The sequence below is a fragment of the Chryseobacterium sp. X308 genome (assembly GCF_020733145.1).
Taxonomy (GTDB): Bacteria; Bacteroidota; Bacteroidia; order Flavobacteriales; family Weeksellaceae; genus Chryseobacterium; species Chryseobacterium cupriresistens.
This window is the reverse complement of the sequence record NZ_JAJFZH010000004.1, coordinates 120,593-135,369: the sequence shown is the minus strand read 5'-3', so window position 1 is coordinate 135,369 and position 14,777 is coordinate 120,593. Positions and strand designations below refer to the sequence as shown.

Genomic DNA, 14,777 nt, shown 5'->3' with positions numbered 1-14,777 from the left:
TTGTTCTGTTTTATTATTTCAAAAGTACCATTTTTTCTACAGCTGTAGCACTTCCTTTGCATTTTTCTTGATTTTGACTTTTTGCAAATATCTTAAAAATATACGTACCTTTTGCTACAGTAGCTCCAAAATCATCTCTTCCGTCCCATTCTATGGCCTGGCGAGGGGTTCTGAAGCCCTGTAGGAACGGTTCTGCAACCACCGGCTGCGATAAAGTTCTTACCAATCTTCCGGTTATTGTATAAATTTGTACGTTCACATCCAGAATATCATCACAGTTGTGTTCAAACTGAATATAGGTTTTATTGGTAAATGGATTAGGCCAGTTCAGCGGACGGTTTATGGTCAGATGCTGGTCAGATTCATCTTTAACTTCAAAATTTAACGTAGCAGTTGTAGAATTATTGTTTATATCCCAAACTTTAAATGTTAATTGATGCTGTCCTATTGCAAGATTTCTGAAAGGGTAGGTTACATTTCCTTTCTGGTATTCGGCAAGACTAGGATTTAAACATCCGTTTCCTTCTCCCGGCGCATAAAAATCATTTAAAACAACAGTATTGATAATCTGCCCGTCAAGATATACTGTAATATCATGCCCTACACCAGATCCTGTTGAATTGATTCCTGTATCATCGGTAAGGCAGGCAAGAAGCATTGGGTTCTGATTGGTAATTCCACCATCTGCAAAGTTGGTGTTGTTCATATACAGTTTTACTTTTGGAGGCTGGTTATCATTGATTCCGTTTGGATTAATATCGCCTACCTGTACAGCCTGATTGTTGAATACATCCGTTGATTTATTATCTGCATAGGCTAGTATTCTTCCCTGGCCTACAGCATAGTTAATGTCTTTAGGTACATAGAATTCAGCAGTAAAAACCCCATTTACAGCAGTTCCTGCAGATTTTACAATAGCACTTCCTTCCTCAGTATACTCTAACACCGGAGATAAAACGCCACTGTTATTTAATGTTTTTTTATTTAATCTCTTATCAAAAATATTGATGCTGACCTTTCCGTTGAAAGTATTGTTCAGTGTTCCGTTCGGATTATTGATATGTCCTTTGATTTTTACAAAATCCAGCCCTCTGATCAGTCCCGGAACAGGAGTTTCAATATTATCGATAACCAGGAGTCTTTGTGGTCTGCTTAATTTCATGGCAGGATCACCCAGTAAGTTTACTTTTAAGTGGTTACTGTTTGGTCCTTTTTGTTTTTTGGCAATTAAGTGGGCATTCCCCAGCGTATTAAAGTCGTCATTGGTTAACTTAAAAATATTCTGAGTAAAGGTATTGGTAAAATCACGTCCATAATCAACCCCGATAGCACGGCTGGAAGTAATCATGGTAGAAACACCTCCCTGCTTCATCTTAATAAACTGTTCTCCTACAGAGTTGGTTGAAGGTTCGTCCCATAATGTAAACTCACAGGTAATGGTAGATACAAACGGGAATCTGCTGTATACATTAGAGAAATTGTTGGCATTCTGAACTTCTGTGCTGGTAAGTACTCTTTCCTGCGCCCAGCCGTTGATTCCTCCGTGTCCGAAATAAAACAGGTATAAGCTGTTTCCGATAGCATTGGAAATGGCCTGGTTTACCTGCGGATATCTTCGTCCTCCGGAAGTACTCTGGGCAGTAAAGGAATCCAGGTATAATTTTTTAACATTATATTCTTTAAGTTCCTGCTGACCCGGCTGTTCAAATATGCCGGCAAGGGAGCTGTTCATGACATTGTGGAAAGGACTTCCCCCTTCGTTGTTATCATCCACTACAAAGTCAAGCCGCATACGCCAATCTCCAAACGGGCTCGACTGTCCCTGAAGGGAATTATAGTAAGCCAGTGTTTTATTGATCATATCTCCGGCTTCACTGGCATTGGCTGCCGGAATTCTGCCAACCGGAAGATCCGGAAGGTTGTTTTCAATTAATAATGTATTCTGCGGCTTGGTCATTACGATATAATCATCCGTCACAAAAGAGGATACATAATCGGAAGACTGCTCACTCTGATAGCTGGCAACAACGTTTGAATTATTCGGAACCCTGTTTTTATAATCGTATGAAGCATCCCCAAGGATAAATACATATTGAAGCCTTCCCAGTGGGGTATTGAGTTTGCTTACGAAATCTCTTATCGCGGTAAGATCTTTACTTCCGCTGCCATATTCCTCGTAGATTTTATTGATGTCAACAATTTCTACCTTATAGTTATTCTTGGTTTGATGGTAGTTGGCAATTCTCTGTGCCTGGCCCATCATTTCAGGAACGGTAAGGATAAGATAATCTACGTTTTGTATTGCGGAAAGATTCTGATTGGAGATTCTTCCCACAAACTGTGGACTAAAAGCCGCATCAGCACGGAAAGCTACAAACTCATTATTGAAATTCTGATCAGCAGCAGTGTACGCAAAGCTGAAGGAACCGGCTCCTGCCTTATTCACTCTTCTGTTAGCATTGGTAATATCCGTTACATCCCATACCTGTTCTATCGTTGCAGCATTACTGATACTGAAACCATAGTCTGTATTGCTTCCACTTACAATTGAGTAATCCCTGAAGTTCATTTGTGAACCATTGAATGCAAGATTTTCCTTATACTGAACCTCTACATAATCAAAATAGAAAGTTCCATTCGGATTCTTGGAGATATCCGGATTATAAACTAATGTAAACTGATTTCCGGTAAGATTGGTTAATGTTCCGGTATAAGTTACCGGATAGAAGGTATACTGATAGGAAGAGGTGTCTGTAGGAATTACCTGCAGCGGGTGCGGATTTAAATTGTTGATTTTAAAATCTATCGTATTCTGCTGGGAATTGTACGCTACCACCTGGGTTCTGTATCGTATGACATCATTCGCCTGTATCGGGGAATTGGTAGTAAATGTTACTGTTTTTTCATTGGTGAAAGGAGTATCTTCTACCCATGTTCTTCCTACTTTTAACAGGTTTTTCTGATCCTTGTTGATCACCTGGTAACTGTCATACCTTGTAATCAGCTGGGCAGGAAGGTTTCCGTCTACAGTCGCAACCCTTTTTCCCGCACCTTTATCAAAGTTGATATAATAATAGGAGAAATCCTCATAGATGTTTTTGACATTATTGCTTCTTTCACTAAACCGGGTATCGTGTCTTTTAAAGCCGTTCCCGTTGGAAGTATCATAAAGGTTGTATCCGTCTGGACCCTGTGCATAGAAAAGAGCGTAGTCATTGTCATTCCATACCCCGTCATCTTCACCTACCACCTGAATGGCATTTTCCTGTAAAGCACCGTATCTTGGATCCTGGTTGTATTCGGGAAGCATGACCCCTCCGTTTCCATAAATTCTGAAATTTTTTGGATTTACAGAACCCGGATTGATTCCGTTGTCTTTTAAAAACTGGGAAGTGATTTTGAATACTCCGGACTTGTCTACCTTTATTTTATAAAAATTTCCACTTGATAAAGGATTTCCGGTGGTTCCTATTTTATTAACAGTTCCTGTGGTATTGATAAAAGAAGAAGCTTCCGAAACATTAAACGAAGATAATCTCTGAACACGGCCTTTTACATTTTTAAATAAAGCAATACTAATGCTGGCATAGCTTTCACCCTCTAAAGTATAATAGGAAACATCTGCTACATCATAATCCGGAAGTCTGCCTTTATCCAGCTCAAACAAATCCTGGTTTGAAACGTTTTCCCAGACAAGGTCTGAGATTTTTAATTGCTTTTCTCCGATTTTTTGCTTGCTTACGATAAAAACATTATTTTGGCTGTAAGAAAAACCTTCATTTTTAAAATTGGGAAGATTTAATTTTGTGTCACCAAAATCCTGGATTTTAGAACCATTCCATTCTATGGTGTTTCTTTGAGCGTAAAGTGTTGATGCAAAAGCGATTAAAGATAAAATCGTAATTTTTCGTTTCATGTTTACTATTGAAATTGCTAAATTACAAAATAAATGAAAATTTTAGAATTAAATTGTGATACAATAAAATTAATTTGTTAACGTTTTTCAAAAAAATCAAATGTTTACTTGATTTATTGAATAATTTATTTTTTCTTTGTACTTTGAAAATATTTATATCGACTATGAAAAAACTAAAGTTGTTTTCATTAATAGCATTAAGTTCTACACTTGCATTAACCAGCTGTGGCGGATCAGGAACCAGCAAAGGTGGCGGTACCAAAAAATTTGTCAGCAAAACAGGTTGGAAACCAAACGAAAAACAGGGTTGGTTTTTTGCAGGAAAGCAACAGAAGCAGAAGGGTTGGCCTGGGATGGTATATGTAGAAGGTGGAACTTTTACAATGGGATTAGTGAAAGATGATGTTATGCACGATTGGAATAACACACCTCGCAGAATGCAGGTAAGTTCATTCTTTATCGGAGAAACTGAAATTACTAACTACGAATACCGCGAATACCTTACATGGTTGAAGTATGTATTCCCACCAAGTGACCCGAGTTTTAAGGAGATCTATAACGGTGCTTTACCGGATACCTTATTATGGGACAACAAATTAGCAAGAAACGATTATAACGAAACGTATCTGCGTTCTCCGGAATTTGATTACTATCCGGTAGTAGGAGTTTCCTGGACTCAGGCAAACAGATACTGTGAATGGCTGTCTGACAGAGCCAATGAAAAAGCTTTGATGCAGGCTGGTATTATTGCCAAAGATTTGTATATCAACGAATCCAACAACCAGGGAGGAACTGCTTTCAACATGGATAAATTCAAATCGAATGATCCTGAAATGCAGGGATATATCAATGAGAAAAGAATGCAGCAGAAAACTGGTATGAAAACGACAAACCAGAGATTGCTTGCCGCTAACAGAGCTCCGAATTCTGCAATGGTACAGAAGTTCAGACTTCCTACTGAAGTAGAATGGGAATATGCAGCTCTGGGTATGGCTAAAAACAGAGAATATAACCAATATCTGGGTAAAAAACCTCAAATTGAAAGATTAAGAGGTTCCAAAGGAAGAGACAGAGGAATGTTCCTTGAAAACTTCAAAATGGGTAGAGGTGATTATTCTGGTATCGCAGGTTGGAAAAACGACGGATCAGCTCAGACTTCTGATGTAAGACAATATCCATCTAACGATTTAGGAATCTACGGTATGTACGGAAACGTTTCTGAATGGACGGCTGACGTTTACAGACCTATCATCGATGAAGATTACAACGATTTCAACTACTACAGAGGAAACATGCCTCAGGCGATCGTAAGAAACGGTGATGGAACTTATAAAATGATCGACGAAGGTACCATCAAGTATGATACGTTAGCAGATGGAAGATTAGTTTACAAAGGTCTTCCGGGACAATTCGAAAGACAAACTATTGCTGACTACAGAAACTACAGAGATGGTGACAGACAGTCTTCTTTAGAATATTACAGAGCTTCTGATTCTGCTGCCGGATTCGATATGTACAACGCTCCTAAAACAAGCTTCGTTGTAGATGGAAGCGGTAGAGTGAAACTACAAAAAGATACCAAAGACAGAACTTCTGCAATCTCTAACGAGGTTAGAGTAGTAAAAGGAGGTTCATGGCAGGATACAGCATATTGGTTGGATCCGGGACAAAGAAGATATAAAAATCAAAACAGAGCTTATGGTTGGGTAGGTTTCCGTGTTGCACAGGATGCCAGAACCAGCGATAAGGGTAGAACTAGAAGATAATATTTATCAAAAAATACTTATAAAAAACCTTCCGGACTTTCGGAAGGTTTTTTTATTTTTGAACCATGAAACCGCTTGGGCTGAAAAGCCTGAAATACTCGTGTAGATTTGGCGGTTGCATGTCACTTCTTAAAAAAAATATATATTTCCACATGAATATAGAACAGTTTTATCCTTTATTTCTGCAGGCGGCAAAAGTAACCATTGACAGCAGAAAAATAGCAGAGAATGATATTTTCTTTGCCTTTTCCGGTGAGAATTTCAATGCAGCTACGCTGGCAGAAAAAGCCATTGATGACGGAGCTCTGGCAGTGATTGTTGAACTTCCGGAATTTGAAAACAGGGATAAAAACATTTTCTATGTTCCGTCTACGCTGGAATTTTTACAGCAATTGGCAATCTATCACAGAAGCCAGCTTCATATTCCTTTTATCGGGCTTACGGGAAGTAATGGAAAGACGACTACAAAAGAGCTTATTCATGCTGTTCTTTCGGAAAAATTTAATGTTCAGTATACATCAGGAAATCTGAACAACCATATCGGAGTTCCGTTGACAATCCTTTCCATTAAACCGGAGCATGAGATGGCTGTGATTGAAATGGGAGCGAATCATCAAAAGGAGATTGAATTTCTATGTACCATTTCACAACCTGATTTCGGATATATTACCAACTTTGGGAAAGCTCACCTGGAAGGCTTCGGAGGTTTTGAAGGAGTAATTAAAGGAAAGTCTGAGCTTTATGATTATCTTAAAAATAACAACAGAACGATTGTTGTGAATGAAAACGATCCGATCCAGGCTGAAAAGACTGAAAGCTATTCGCCTAAGATTACTTTTGGGAAAGAAACATCGGATTATAATTTTGAATCTTTTTCCGCTGAACATTTTGTAGGATTGACTTATCAGGGAGTAAAAGCCGTTTCAAAACTGACAGGAGAGTATAACTTTACCAATCTTTGCGCTGCTGCCAGTCTTGGCCTTCATTTCGGAATCAGCTTTGAGAAAATAAAACATGCTCTGGAGCTGTATACACCCACCAATATGAGATCTCAGGTCGTGAAAAAAGAGAGCAGGACTTTGGTACTTGATACTTACAATGCCAATCCAAGCTCTATGACGGCTTCTTTAAATAATTTTATCAGTTTTGAAGGCAGCAAAACCATTATCATCGGAGATATGCTGGAATTGGGTGATGAAAGTGAGAAAGAGCATCAGAACATCTTAAAACTGGCTCAGGACCTTCATTTTAATGAGATCATTACTGTCGGAAAACATTTTAAAGCGGTTAATCATTCGGAACTTGCTTTTGAAAATACAGCCGAATTAACAGAATACCTGAAGCAGAATACCATTCAGTCTGACAATATATTGTTGAAAGGTTCCAGAGGAATTGCTCTGGAGAAAGTAATCGACTTTATTTAGAGTAGGGAAGCCGGAGGCTGGGCGAGGGAAGTTAAGGCAATCGAAGAGTGTTCTCTTTTTTATACCATTTTATAAATTTTCATTGTTAAAATGATCACCGGAAATGAGGGTGCTGGATCGTAACTTCCAGCTTCACTCTTCCAGCTTCCAGCCTTCTTACTTATTTCTTCAGATCCCAGAATTCTTTTACGATCAGTTTGATATTTTTAAAAGTACTCGGGAACACTTCATTTTCAATTTCTGAGGTCGTTTTCCAGGCTACTTCAGTAATACCTTCTTCTATTTGCGGTTTGGAGGTATCTTCTCCATCAAAGTTCATTTCAAACCAATGGGTGCATTTTAAGATTTTCTCCCCGTTTCTTTCTACATAGATATGATAAGTCGTGTTGATGAATTGTACAAGCTCAACATCACTCAACCCTGTTTCTTCCTCTATTTCCCGTACTGCAGACTCTTCTCTGGATTCTCCTTTTTCCATTTTACCCTTGGGAAGATCCCATTTGCCTAATCTTCTGATGAAAAGAATCTTACCTTCAGGGTTATTAACGAGACCTCCTGCCGCCTCTATAATTCTGAAAAGCTTCTGAAACTCCTGCCAGATTTCTTCCAAATTCTCTCCATACACATTAAGTTCCTGCACAGAAGTATTCTCCAGAAGATCCAGGGCGATCTCTAAAGTTGTATAATTTTCGTACCCAAGCTTTTTTTCAAGTTCTTCTGGATGCTTAGATAGTAATAATTTTTTTTCGTTGACAAAAACTTTATACATTTTACTTGAAATTAAATAGGGCTGATAATCAGTAGATTATGATTTTGAAAAACATCAAAAACAGTCGTTTTTACTATGCTTTTTACTATTTTTTTACTACAATTATATTGCAAATATAGAAAAAGAGAAATGAAAACCACATCATATTGATGTGTCAGATTGAGAAATTCCTAACAAAATTGTTGATAAAAATAAATTTTGTTGCATTGTTTTACACACGAATATTCGTAACTTTACTATAGTCGATACTTCATATAACAATAAAAAGTCACTTTTAAAACAATATAAAAAGCCACTTTAAGGGTTACACTTGCGAAATGTATGATGTATCGACACCCCTTATTGTGGCTTTTAACTTAAATAAATTAATATGGCTAATGTAACACATTTTGCTGGAACAAGCAACGAATTGATTAAAATTTCTGAACAGAATGGAAAACAGGCTGTGTCAGCTAGAGAACTGCATTTTTTCCTGGGCTCTAGAAAGGATTTTTCTTCATGGATTAAAGATCGTATTGAGAAGTATGGCTTTATTGAATATCACGACTATGAGGTTTTCACCAAATCAGGTGAAAACTCAAATGGAGGTAGGCCACTTATTGAATATGCTTTATCCCTTGACTGCGCAAAAGAAATTGCGATGGTAGAAGGTAATGAAAAAGGTAAGGAGGCTAGAAGGTATTTTATCGAATGTGAGAAAAAGCTTCGGTCAATTATCCCGACAATTGATTTTAGCAATCCTGACACAATATTATTATTAGCTCAAAATTGGAAGGAGGAACAGACTAAAAGAATTGAAGCTGAAAAAATGATGGAAGAAAATAAACCTAAGGTGCTTTTTACAAACGCTGTAGTTGGTTCTACGTCTTCTTGCTTAATTGGAGAACTGGCTAAAATAATATCCCAAAACGGTATTGAAATTGGGCAAAACAGATTGTTTGTTTGGCTGCGGGACAATGGTTATCTCGGTAAGATTGGTGAAAGAAAAAACATTCCAAATCAGCAGTATGTCGAACAGGGTTTGTTTGAATTAAAAAAGGGTGTTAGATCTGGAAGTGATGGAGTGCTGCATACTACAATTACAACAAAGGTTACAGGGAAAGGCCAAGTATACTTTGTAAATAAGTTCTTAAACCAAAAATTATCTGCATAAAAAAGGCCCCGTTTGGGGCTTTATTTTGTAATATAACAAAGTAGTAACTCTCGCCATTTGTAATATCCCTCCGCTGTTAAATGTATGCCGTCATACGTAAATTTTCTATTCATTTCACCGCCTTTTAAGAAAGGTTTATTAATATCTATAAATGTCAAGTTATTTTTAATGCAATAGACCTTTAGCAGTTTATTATAAGAATTTATTTTAGTATTTAATCCCTTCTTTTCCCCTGCAGTAGGAAGTACTGACTCGATAATCAATTGTGTTTTGGGACTTTCTTTTTTAATCTGACTGCATATTTTGGAAAAATTGTTGTAAGTTGTCATGACATCTTTGTTTTCACTTAAATCATTTAATCCAATTTCCAAAAATATCATTTTAGGATGCCCTGAAGTAATATGGTTGAGTCTCTCCAAAATATCCGAAGTCGTATTGCCTGCAATTCCTCTGTTCTTTATTTTTAAATTATTAAACATCTCTTGTACTGGGAATCCTTCGGTTTTGCTATCGCCAAGGAGAATAATATCATTTTCACTCTTAGGAAAAGAATTCATCAGATCCAGTTTTGCTTTATCTACTGCCTGTTTATCAAATGTTATAGTAACTAATGAACTGTTTACAACTTTTTTATTTGTAAAATCTTCTTTTGTGTTACAGGAAATTGCAAACAAAAGAAGAATAATTTTTTTCATGATTAAAATTTTCACAAATATAAAAATTAAAAAATATTGACATTTTACGGAAACCCGTAATGTACTATCAAGAATAATTATAATATTTGAAAATATTTATAACTCCTTGTTTGGTGTGTTAAATAAAATGTTATATTAGCTGATCATGAAAAAGTGATAAATGATAATAGCGGTCGTTTTATAATTGTTATTTTTGCAATGAATTAAAAAACAGTTATCTATGAAAACGAAACTAATTATTTTGGCTGCAGTTGCTGCAGTAATTCTTTATTCATGTTCTGACCGAGACGAAGAGGCAAGAATGGAAGCGATTGAAAAGGTCAAAAACAGTAACCAAAACTTAAAGTTAAACAAATCTGGAACTGAAAGCCGTGATGGTGATGCAGAAGCTTTGAGCGATACCCTTATCATTCGTGATGGAAACGATGTATTATCAGAAGACCCAGATTCAAATCTAGATCCAATCGATGGAGGAGATCCAAAAGACGTTCCTATCCCGCCTAGGAGGTAAACATAGACTAACGTATTTAAAATTAACAGGCTCGATAATAGTAATAATATCGGGCCTTGTTCCTTTTACTGATAACATATGGTCTTGGATAGACCCAAGTTTTAACGCAATGTTTGATGGAAGAGGGGTAAAACTTAGATCAGACGTATGGATAGAAAGTCTTTATCTGTCAATATTATTATGTAGTATTGGACGTGTTATGAGAGCATATAACTTGTGTTATTACTTCCCTATATACGCAGCCTGTTATTCCCTAGTAATGTATGAATTAATGAGGTTCGGTTATGAAATTGATCCCGATTGGTCTCATCGAATCGGATTTTTAATAATGCTAATTCCTGGGTTTTATATTATTTTCAGACTTAATAAATATATAAGAAAGTTAAAGTTCAGAGATATTGTAATAGTTGATTCAATAGAAGAGTATACAAACGACAATTCAAGCCAATATTAAGTATGATTCACAAAAAAGAAGATACATTAAAACACTTGGAATCTTTGTATGCTCATAACAAACATTTATACAAGGATAGAAAATTAATTTCCAAAAAGGAATATTTATCAAATAGTGTAAAAATAATAAATAGAATGTCTACTTTAATATGTAAAGAGGAGGATATTTCTTTAATGATTGAAGCTATAAAGCATAGCAATGATGTTTCTAAACTACGAAACGCAATATTCGCAATAACTATTGTTCCGAATTAAGCTCGCTTCTAACTTGGTTTTCTATTGCTTCAGTATCTAAAGTTTCCATATCGAAATTTTCGAACAATAGCTCAAACGCTTTAGTAGATATAGAGCTTAAAACCTTTAATTCAAATCTTAATTCTTTTAAATCTTTTGCTTGTTGTTTAATGGCATTTTCTAAAATACTTGAGTTATCTCCATTTTCGTTATTTACGACATTATAATCTTCAATAACCTTTTTGTTATTTTTTATTTTATTTCCTTTTCCAGTCAGTAGCCAATATAGTTCAATACCATATAACTCATGAAGACGAACAGCTACGCTTCCTCCTATTGCTTTCTTGCCGTTTAATATATTACTCACAAACGATTGTGATACTTCTAGATCTTTTTCAATAGTCTTAGGGGATATTCCTAATTCATCAAATCCCTTTTTAAGGTAATGTACTTCTTTTGACATAAATTTTTATTATTGATTACCAAATAGTTATATATAAAATAACAAAAAGGTTATGTTTTATTTTGAAATATAACTAAAAGGTTATATATTTGTCTCAACAAAACAACAACGCAAAGTTAAGTTATTTGACGCACGCGAAAAAACAGGGATAAAACTATTTTTTAATTAAAATAAATAAAGTATGGAAAAATTGAAATACGGTCAACCTATTAGTTTAAGACTTTCCAATTATTTGAGAGACTTTACAACTAAAGAAGATGTAGCAAATGTAAGCACTGAGACTGGTGTAAGTATTTCTACTCTGAACTATGTAAAAAGAAGGGCAAACAATGTTTCTGAAAGTAATGAAAAAGGGATCATCAGTTTAGCAAAGAAAGCTTTAGAAAATGCAGAAGCTAAAAGAAAAGAGGCTTTAAGATGTAAAAAGGAACTTAGTTTAATTCTTCAATCATGAACCTAGACTACCAGATAGCAAAAGATTATTTACTAAAACTTCCTTCTGAATCGAGAGAAGAATTATGTAAGAGTATTTTGAATGGTTTAAAGACTAGAAAGAAGACAAAAAAAGAACTTGAAGAAGAGTACACGAGTTTCTTAAGCAAGTCAAAATCATTCAAAGATTTCAAAGAAAAGTATTTAAAAAAATGAGCCACCTCGGCAAAGGTGACTCGGCAAAAACGAAATAGTAATTAAAAAATCACTACATCATGTCGGCAAATTTAGGAAAAACAATTTTAGGAAAAAAGATCAAGAGCTTTAATTTTTACAAGCAAACTGATTATAAGACTAACAAAGAGAAGATTCATGGGTTTGTGTGGTTGGAAGATGGAGAGAAGATTCATGTAATAAGAGGGCAGTATCACATTTTGAATAAGCTCGGGCAGGTATCGGGAATGGTTTTAAAGTCGAATCCAGGGTACAGACAAATAAAGAGAATGATTGCTAGATGGTTCCAGACTTACAGAAAAGGAGGTAAATCATTTTTCAGAGAAAGAGTTTCAACGCTAAGGGAAGCGTGCCAGCAGGCTCAGTACAGTTTGAACATCAAAATGATCCAGAGAGGTCGAATTTCATTTAACCATTATTTTACAGCATCATGAAAGCTTTATTTCTTATAAAATGCTGGTTTCTACAGCAGTGTGTTTACGCAATGGAATATTTACTTAAAAAACAATAATCATGGAATTTAAAGGAACAAAAGGAAAATGGTTTGTCTGCAGTTACGATAACAATCTAGTAACATTTGGACCCTATTATAACAATGACGCTATTTGTAGAGTGTTTAGTAAAAACGATTCTAAAATTGAACATGCTAATGCAAGGTTAATCTCCAAAGCTCCTGAAATGCTTGAAATGTTAAGTAATGTTTCCAAAAAATTAGAAGGCAATGGATTCCCATCACTAAAATTAGAAGTTGATAAACTAATCAAAGAAGCCACAGAGATATGAACCTAACAGAAATACTAAGTCCAGAATTTCTAATGGATAAGGACTTTACAAAAAAAGTATCTGATGAAGTTTATTACGAATTAGAGATAGCAAGTTCAGAACCTTCAGTAATAATATATGTCTACAATAATTCTGCTTCGATTTGCATCGGTACAGGTAGGGAAAAGGATATTAAAGTCGAAAGTGAGTCTCAGTTCTCACAGTTTTTAGAAACCATTCAAAACACTTTATCATAATTATGGAATTAAAATTAAGAGAAAGATATAAAGGAACCGGATACAGTGGAATGACAGATGGAGTTGAAGTTACCGGATTACTACACTACTATAAAAAAGAACATAACGACGCAGTAATCATCTGCGAAAAAACAGGACTTCATTGTGCAGTAAGTTTTAAATCTTTAAAAAAGCTATCATGAAAGTAACAGTAATAATAGAGAATGTTGGCGGTGTTTTCTACGTAAACCACAAACGCCTTGGGCATGATCCATTATCCGAAATGGAGACAACAGCTTTAAACGAGTTCATCAAAGAGTTTAAACAATCAAATCAATAATCATGACTAAAGAAACATTTGAAAAGGCAAAAAAGATTGATAATAATATTAAAGTGCTTAATGAAAGAAAAGATCTATTAAAAAAAGTGCATAATCAATTATTGATAAATGACATCGACAAAGATGATGCTCATAAATTATTGACCGACTATATGGAGCTTATAAATTTTTCTATTGACAAAGAATCAAAAGAATTTAATGAATTATGACAAATTAAAATAACCAAAGCAAAAATGAAGATATGGATATTCAAGACTACAGCCGGGGGCGGAACAACGCTAATTCAAAGCTGGCATTCCAACAAGTTAAGGTGATAATTCCTAAAATGCAGGACAGGGTTTTAAATGAAGTAGACGGGATTAAATCAACAATAGAGATCGCAACGATACTGGGAGTTCCGATACATACAATTTCCGGACGTTTCAGCGAGCTAAAAGCAAAGCAAAAAATTTATCAAACATCATCAAAAAAGATCGGCAGTAAGTCTTACGCGGTCTATTCAAAAACAATTAATTAATCATGTCATCAACAAATCAAAAATCAGCCTTAACTCTTTTCAATCAAACCAACGTACAGGAAAAGTTTGAAAAGTTATTAGGAAAAAAAGCGCAAGGATTTATTTCTTCTGTACTTCAAATCGTAAACGGAAATAAGTTACTTCAGAACGCGGATCCTATGACGGTTTATAATGCAGCGGCAACAGCAGCAGTTCTTGATCTTCCAATTGATCCGAATTTGGGCTTTGCGTGGATTGTTCCATACAAAGGAAAAGCGCAATTTCAAATGGGATGGAAGGGATTCGTTCAGTTAGCATTAAGAACCGGACAATATAAAGCAATCAATGTAACAGAGGTCTACGAAAACCAGTTCAAATCATTTAACAGGCTTACCGAGGAACTAGATGCAGATTTCAATAAAGATGGAGAAGGCGAAATAGTTGGATATGCTTCATATTTCAAACTGAATAATGGAATGGAGAAACTGACGTACTGGTCCAGAAACGAAATTGAAAAGCACGCAAAAAAATACTCTCAATCATATGGTAGAGGCGCAATGTCTCCATGGAATGATAAAGAACAATTCCACGCTATGGCAAAGAAGACAGTCCTTAAGAATATGATTTCAAAATGGGGTATTATGTCAATCGAAATGCAAACTGCTCACCTGGCAGACCAGAGCGTTCAAAAGGAAGAAGGAACTTACGATTATGTGGATAACTCAAATACGATCGACATTGAGGCTGAAAATGTAAATGAAGAAGAGAATAGGATCAAACTATTCATTGATAAAGCTGATACATTGGAAGCGTTGGAGCAACTGAAAGAAAACGTGCCTGAACAACTAATGTTCTACTACGAGGCCAGAGAAGATGAACTTCAAACCGCATAA

The 14,777-nt window shown here is 35.6% G+C and carries 18 protein-coding genes; 14 read left to right on the top strand and 4 right to left on the bottom strand.

Annotation, left to right across the window (positions count from 1 at the left end):
• Positions 1 to 13: 13 nt before the first annotated feature.
• On the bottom strand, positions 14 to 3,916 hold the full coding sequence (gene porU / locus LIV57_RS06940) for a type IX secretion system sortase PorU (protein ID WP_227942026.1): 3,903 nt from the start codon (positions 3,914 to 3,916) through the stop codon (positions 14 to 16).
• Between the two features lie 164 nt (positions 3,917 to 4,080).
• On the opposite strand from porU, the gene gldJ reads away from it, so the two are divergent.
• Together gldJ and LIV57_RS06930 are read left to right on the top strand one after the other, a co-directional pair.
• The gene (gene gldJ / locus LIV57_RS06935) at positions 4,081 to 5,682 is read left to right on the top strand and encodes a gliding motility lipoprotein GldJ (RefSeq protein ID WP_227942025.1); all 1,602 of its coding nucleotides are present in this window, start codon (positions 4,081 to 4,083) and stop codon (positions 5,680 to 5,682) included.
• Between the two features lie 152 nt (positions 5,683 to 5,834).
• Positions 5,835 to 7,106, top strand: a complete 1,272-nt coding sequence (locus tag LIV57_RS06930) for a UDP-N-acetylmuramoyl-tripeptide--D-alanyl-D-alanine ligase (protein ID WP_227942024.1) — start codon at positions 5,835 to 5,837, stop codon at positions 7,104 to 7,106.
• Positions 7,107 to 7,266: 160 nt separating this feature from the next.
• Here the strand turns inward: LIV57_RS06930 and LIV57_RS06925 are convergent, their stop codons facing one another.
• Positions 7,267 to 7,875: an NUDIX hydrolase gene (locus LIV57_RS06925; RefSeq protein WP_227942023.1), complete on the bottom strand. Its 609-nt coding sequence runs from the start codon at positions 7,873 to 7,875 to the stop codon at positions 7,267 to 7,269.
• A 370-nt stretch (positions 7,876 to 8,245) separates the two neighbouring features.
• Here LIV57_RS06925 and LIV57_RS06920 point away from each other — a divergent pair, with 370 nt between their 5' ends.
• Positions 8,246 to 9,028, top strand: a complete 783-nt coding sequence (locus tag LIV57_RS06920; protein ID WP_227942022.1) for a phage antirepressor KilAC domain-containing protein — start codon at positions 8,246 to 8,248, stop codon at positions 9,026 to 9,028.
• A gap of 20 nt (positions 9,029 to 9,048) precedes the next feature.
• Here LIV57_RS06920 and LIV57_RS06915 read toward each other — a convergent pair whose 3' ends face one another.
• A complete protein-coding gene (locus LIV57_RS06915; protein ID WP_227942021.1) occupies positions 9,049 to 9,723 on the bottom strand; it encodes a GDSL-type esterase/lipase family protein in 675 nt (224 codons plus the stop codon).
• 220 nt (positions 9,724 to 9,943) lie between these two features.
• Between LIV57_RS06915 and LIV57_RS06910 the strand changes: the two genes are divergently transcribed.
• Positions 9,944 to 10,234, top strand: coding sequence for a hypothetical protein (locus tag LIV57_RS06910; protein WP_227942020.1), 291 nt, complete (start codon positions 9,944 to 9,946; stop codon positions 10,232 to 10,234).
• Between the two features lie 691 nt (positions 10,235 to 10,925).
• Here the strand turns inward: LIV57_RS06910 and LIV57_RS06905 are convergent.
• On the bottom strand, positions 10,926 to 11,384 hold the full coding sequence (locus tag LIV57_RS06905; protein WP_227942019.1) for a transcriptional regulator: 459 nt from the start codon (positions 11,382 to 11,384) through the stop codon (positions 10,926 to 10,928).
• A gap of 181 nt (positions 11,385 to 11,565) precedes the next feature.
• Here LIV57_RS06905 and LIV57_RS06900 point away from each other — a divergent pair, with 181 nt between their 5' ends.
• The 10 genes from LIV57_RS06900 to LIV57_RS06855 all read left to right on the top strand — a co-directional run bounded on the left by LIV57_RS06900 (position 11,566) and on the right by LIV57_RS06855 (position 14,777).
• Positions 11,566 to 11,838: a hypothetical protein gene (locus LIV57_RS06900; protein ID WP_227942018.1), complete on the top strand. Its 273-nt coding sequence runs from the start codon at positions 11,566 to 11,568 to the stop codon at positions 11,836 to 11,838.
• The gene (locus LIV57_RS06895) at positions 11,835 to 12,032 is read left to right on the top strand and encodes a hypothetical protein (RefSeq protein ID WP_137906108.1); all 198 of its coding nucleotides are present in this window, start codon (positions 11,835 to 11,837) and stop codon (positions 12,030 to 12,032) included. Before LIV57_RS06900 ends, LIV57_RS06895 begins: the two co-directional genes overlap by 4 nt.
• A gap of 59 nt (positions 12,033 to 12,091) precedes the next feature.
• Positions 12,092 to 12,484, top strand: a complete 393-nt coding sequence (locus tag LIV57_RS06890; protein WP_227942017.1) for a hypothetical protein — start codon at positions 12,092 to 12,094, stop codon at positions 12,482 to 12,484.
• Positions 12,485 to 12,563: 79 nt separating this feature from the next.
• Entirely contained in the window at positions 12,564 to 12,833 is a 270-nt protein-coding gene (locus tag LIV57_RS06885; protein WP_227942016.1) for a hypothetical protein, read from the top strand.
• Positions 12,830 to 13,069 carry a hypothetical protein gene (locus LIV57_RS06880; protein WP_227942015.1) on the top strand — a complete coding sequence of 80 codons (240 nt, stop codon included), beginning with the start codon at positions 12,830 to 12,832 and terminating at the stop codon, positions 13,067 to 13,069. Before LIV57_RS06885 ends, LIV57_RS06880 begins: the two co-directional genes overlap by 4 nt.
• Positions 13,070 to 13,071: 2 nt before the next feature.
• Positions 13,072 to 13,251, top strand: a complete 180-nt coding sequence (locus LIV57_RS06875; protein ID WP_137906104.1) for a hypothetical protein — start codon at positions 13,072 to 13,074, stop codon at positions 13,249 to 13,251.
• On the top strand, positions 13,248 to 13,388 hold the full coding sequence (locus LIV57_RS06870; protein WP_227942014.1) for a hypothetical protein: 141 nt from the start codon (positions 13,248 to 13,250) through the stop codon (positions 13,386 to 13,388). Before LIV57_RS06875 ends, LIV57_RS06870 begins: the two co-directional genes overlap by 4 nt.
• A 2-nt stretch (positions 13,389 to 13,390) precedes the next feature.
• Complete coding sequence (locus LIV57_RS06865) at positions 13,391 to 13,597, top strand: hypothetical protein (protein WP_227942013.1); 207 nt, start codon at positions 13,391 to 13,393, stop codon at positions 13,595 to 13,597.
• Positions 13,598 to 13,629: 32 nt separating this feature from the next.
• Positions 13,630 to 13,905, top strand: a complete 276-nt coding sequence (locus LIV57_RS06860; RefSeq protein WP_227942012.1) for a hypothetical protein — start codon at positions 13,630 to 13,632, stop codon at positions 13,903 to 13,905.
• Between the two features lie 2 nt (positions 13,906 to 13,907).
• The gene (locus LIV57_RS06855) at positions 13,908 to 14,777 is read left to right on the top strand and encodes a recombinase RecT (protein ID WP_227942011.1); all 870 of its coding nucleotides are present in this window, start codon (positions 13,908 to 13,910) and stop codon (positions 14,775 to 14,777) included.

What these genes read in the sequence shown, in the direction of transcription:
- LIV57_RS06870 (WP_227942014.1), top strand. Translation starts at nt 13,248, where the DNA reads ATGAAAGTAACAGTAATAATAGAGAATGTTGGCGGTGTTTTCTACGTA.
- LIV57_RS06865 (WP_227942013.1), top strand. Translation starts at nt 13,391, where the DNA reads ATGACTAAAGAAACATTTGAAAAGGCAAAAAAGATTGATAATAATATT.
- LIV57_RS06925 (WP_227942023.1), bottom strand. Translation starts at nt 7,875, where the DNA reads ATGTATAAAGTTTTTGTCAACGAAAAAAAATTATTACTATCTAAGCAT.
- porU (WP_227942026.1), bottom strand. Translation starts at nt 3,916, where the DNA reads ATGAAACGAAAAATTACGATTTTATCTTTAATCGCTTTTGCATCAACA.
- LIV57_RS06915 (WP_227942021.1), bottom strand. Translation starts at nt 9,723, where the DNA reads ATGAAAAAAATTATTCTTCTTTTGTTTGCAATTTCCTGTAACACAAAA.
- LIV57_RS06905 (WP_227942019.1), bottom strand. Translation starts at nt 11,384, where the DNA reads ATGTCAAAAGAAGTACATTACCTTAAAAAGGGATTTGATGAATTAGGA.
- LIV57_RS06920 (WP_227942022.1), top strand. Translation starts at nt 8,246, where the DNA reads ATGGCTAATGTAACACATTTTGCTGGAACAAGCAACGAATTGATTAAA.
- gldJ (WP_227942025.1), top strand. Translation starts at nt 4,081, where the DNA reads ATGAAAAAACTAAAGTTGTTTTCATTAATAGCATTAAGTTCTACACTT.
- LIV57_RS06930 (WP_227942024.1), top strand. Translation starts at nt 5,835, where the DNA reads ATGAATATAGAACAGTTTTATCCTTTATTTCTGCAGGCGGCAAAAGTA.
- LIV57_RS06860 (WP_227942012.1), top strand. Translation starts at nt 13,630, where the DNA reads ATGGATATTCAAGACTACAGCCGGGGGCGGAACAACGCTAATTCAAAG.
- LIV57_RS06895 (WP_137906108.1), top strand. Translation starts at nt 11,835, where the DNA reads ATGAACCTAGACTACCAGATAGCAAAAGATTATTTACTAAAACTTCCT.
- LIV57_RS06910 (WP_227942020.1), top strand. Translation starts at nt 9,944, where the DNA reads ATGAAAACGAAACTAATTATTTTGGCTGCAGTTGCTGCAGTAATTCTT.
- LIV57_RS06890 (WP_227942017.1), top strand. Translation starts at nt 12,092, where the DNA reads ATGTCGGCAAATTTAGGAAAAACAATTTTAGGAAAAAAGATCAAGAGC.
- LIV57_RS06900 (WP_227942018.1), top strand. Translation starts at nt 11,566, where the DNA reads ATGGAAAAATTGAAATACGGTCAACCTATTAGTTTAAGACTTTCCAAT.
- LIV57_RS06855 (WP_227942011.1), top strand. Translation starts at nt 13,908, where the DNA reads ATGTCATCAACAAATCAAAAATCAGCCTTAACTCTTTTCAATCAAACC.
- LIV57_RS06885 (WP_227942016.1), top strand. Translation starts at nt 12,564, where the DNA reads ATGGAATTTAAAGGAACAAAAGGAAAATGGTTTGTCTGCAGTTACGAT.
- LIV57_RS06880 (WP_227942015.1), top strand. Translation starts at nt 12,830, where the DNA reads ATGAACCTAACAGAAATACTAAGTCCAGAATTTCTAATGGATAAGGAC.
- LIV57_RS06875 (WP_137906104.1), top strand. Translation starts at nt 13,072, where the DNA reads ATGGAATTAAAATTAAGAGAAAGATATAAAGGAACCGGATACAGTGGA.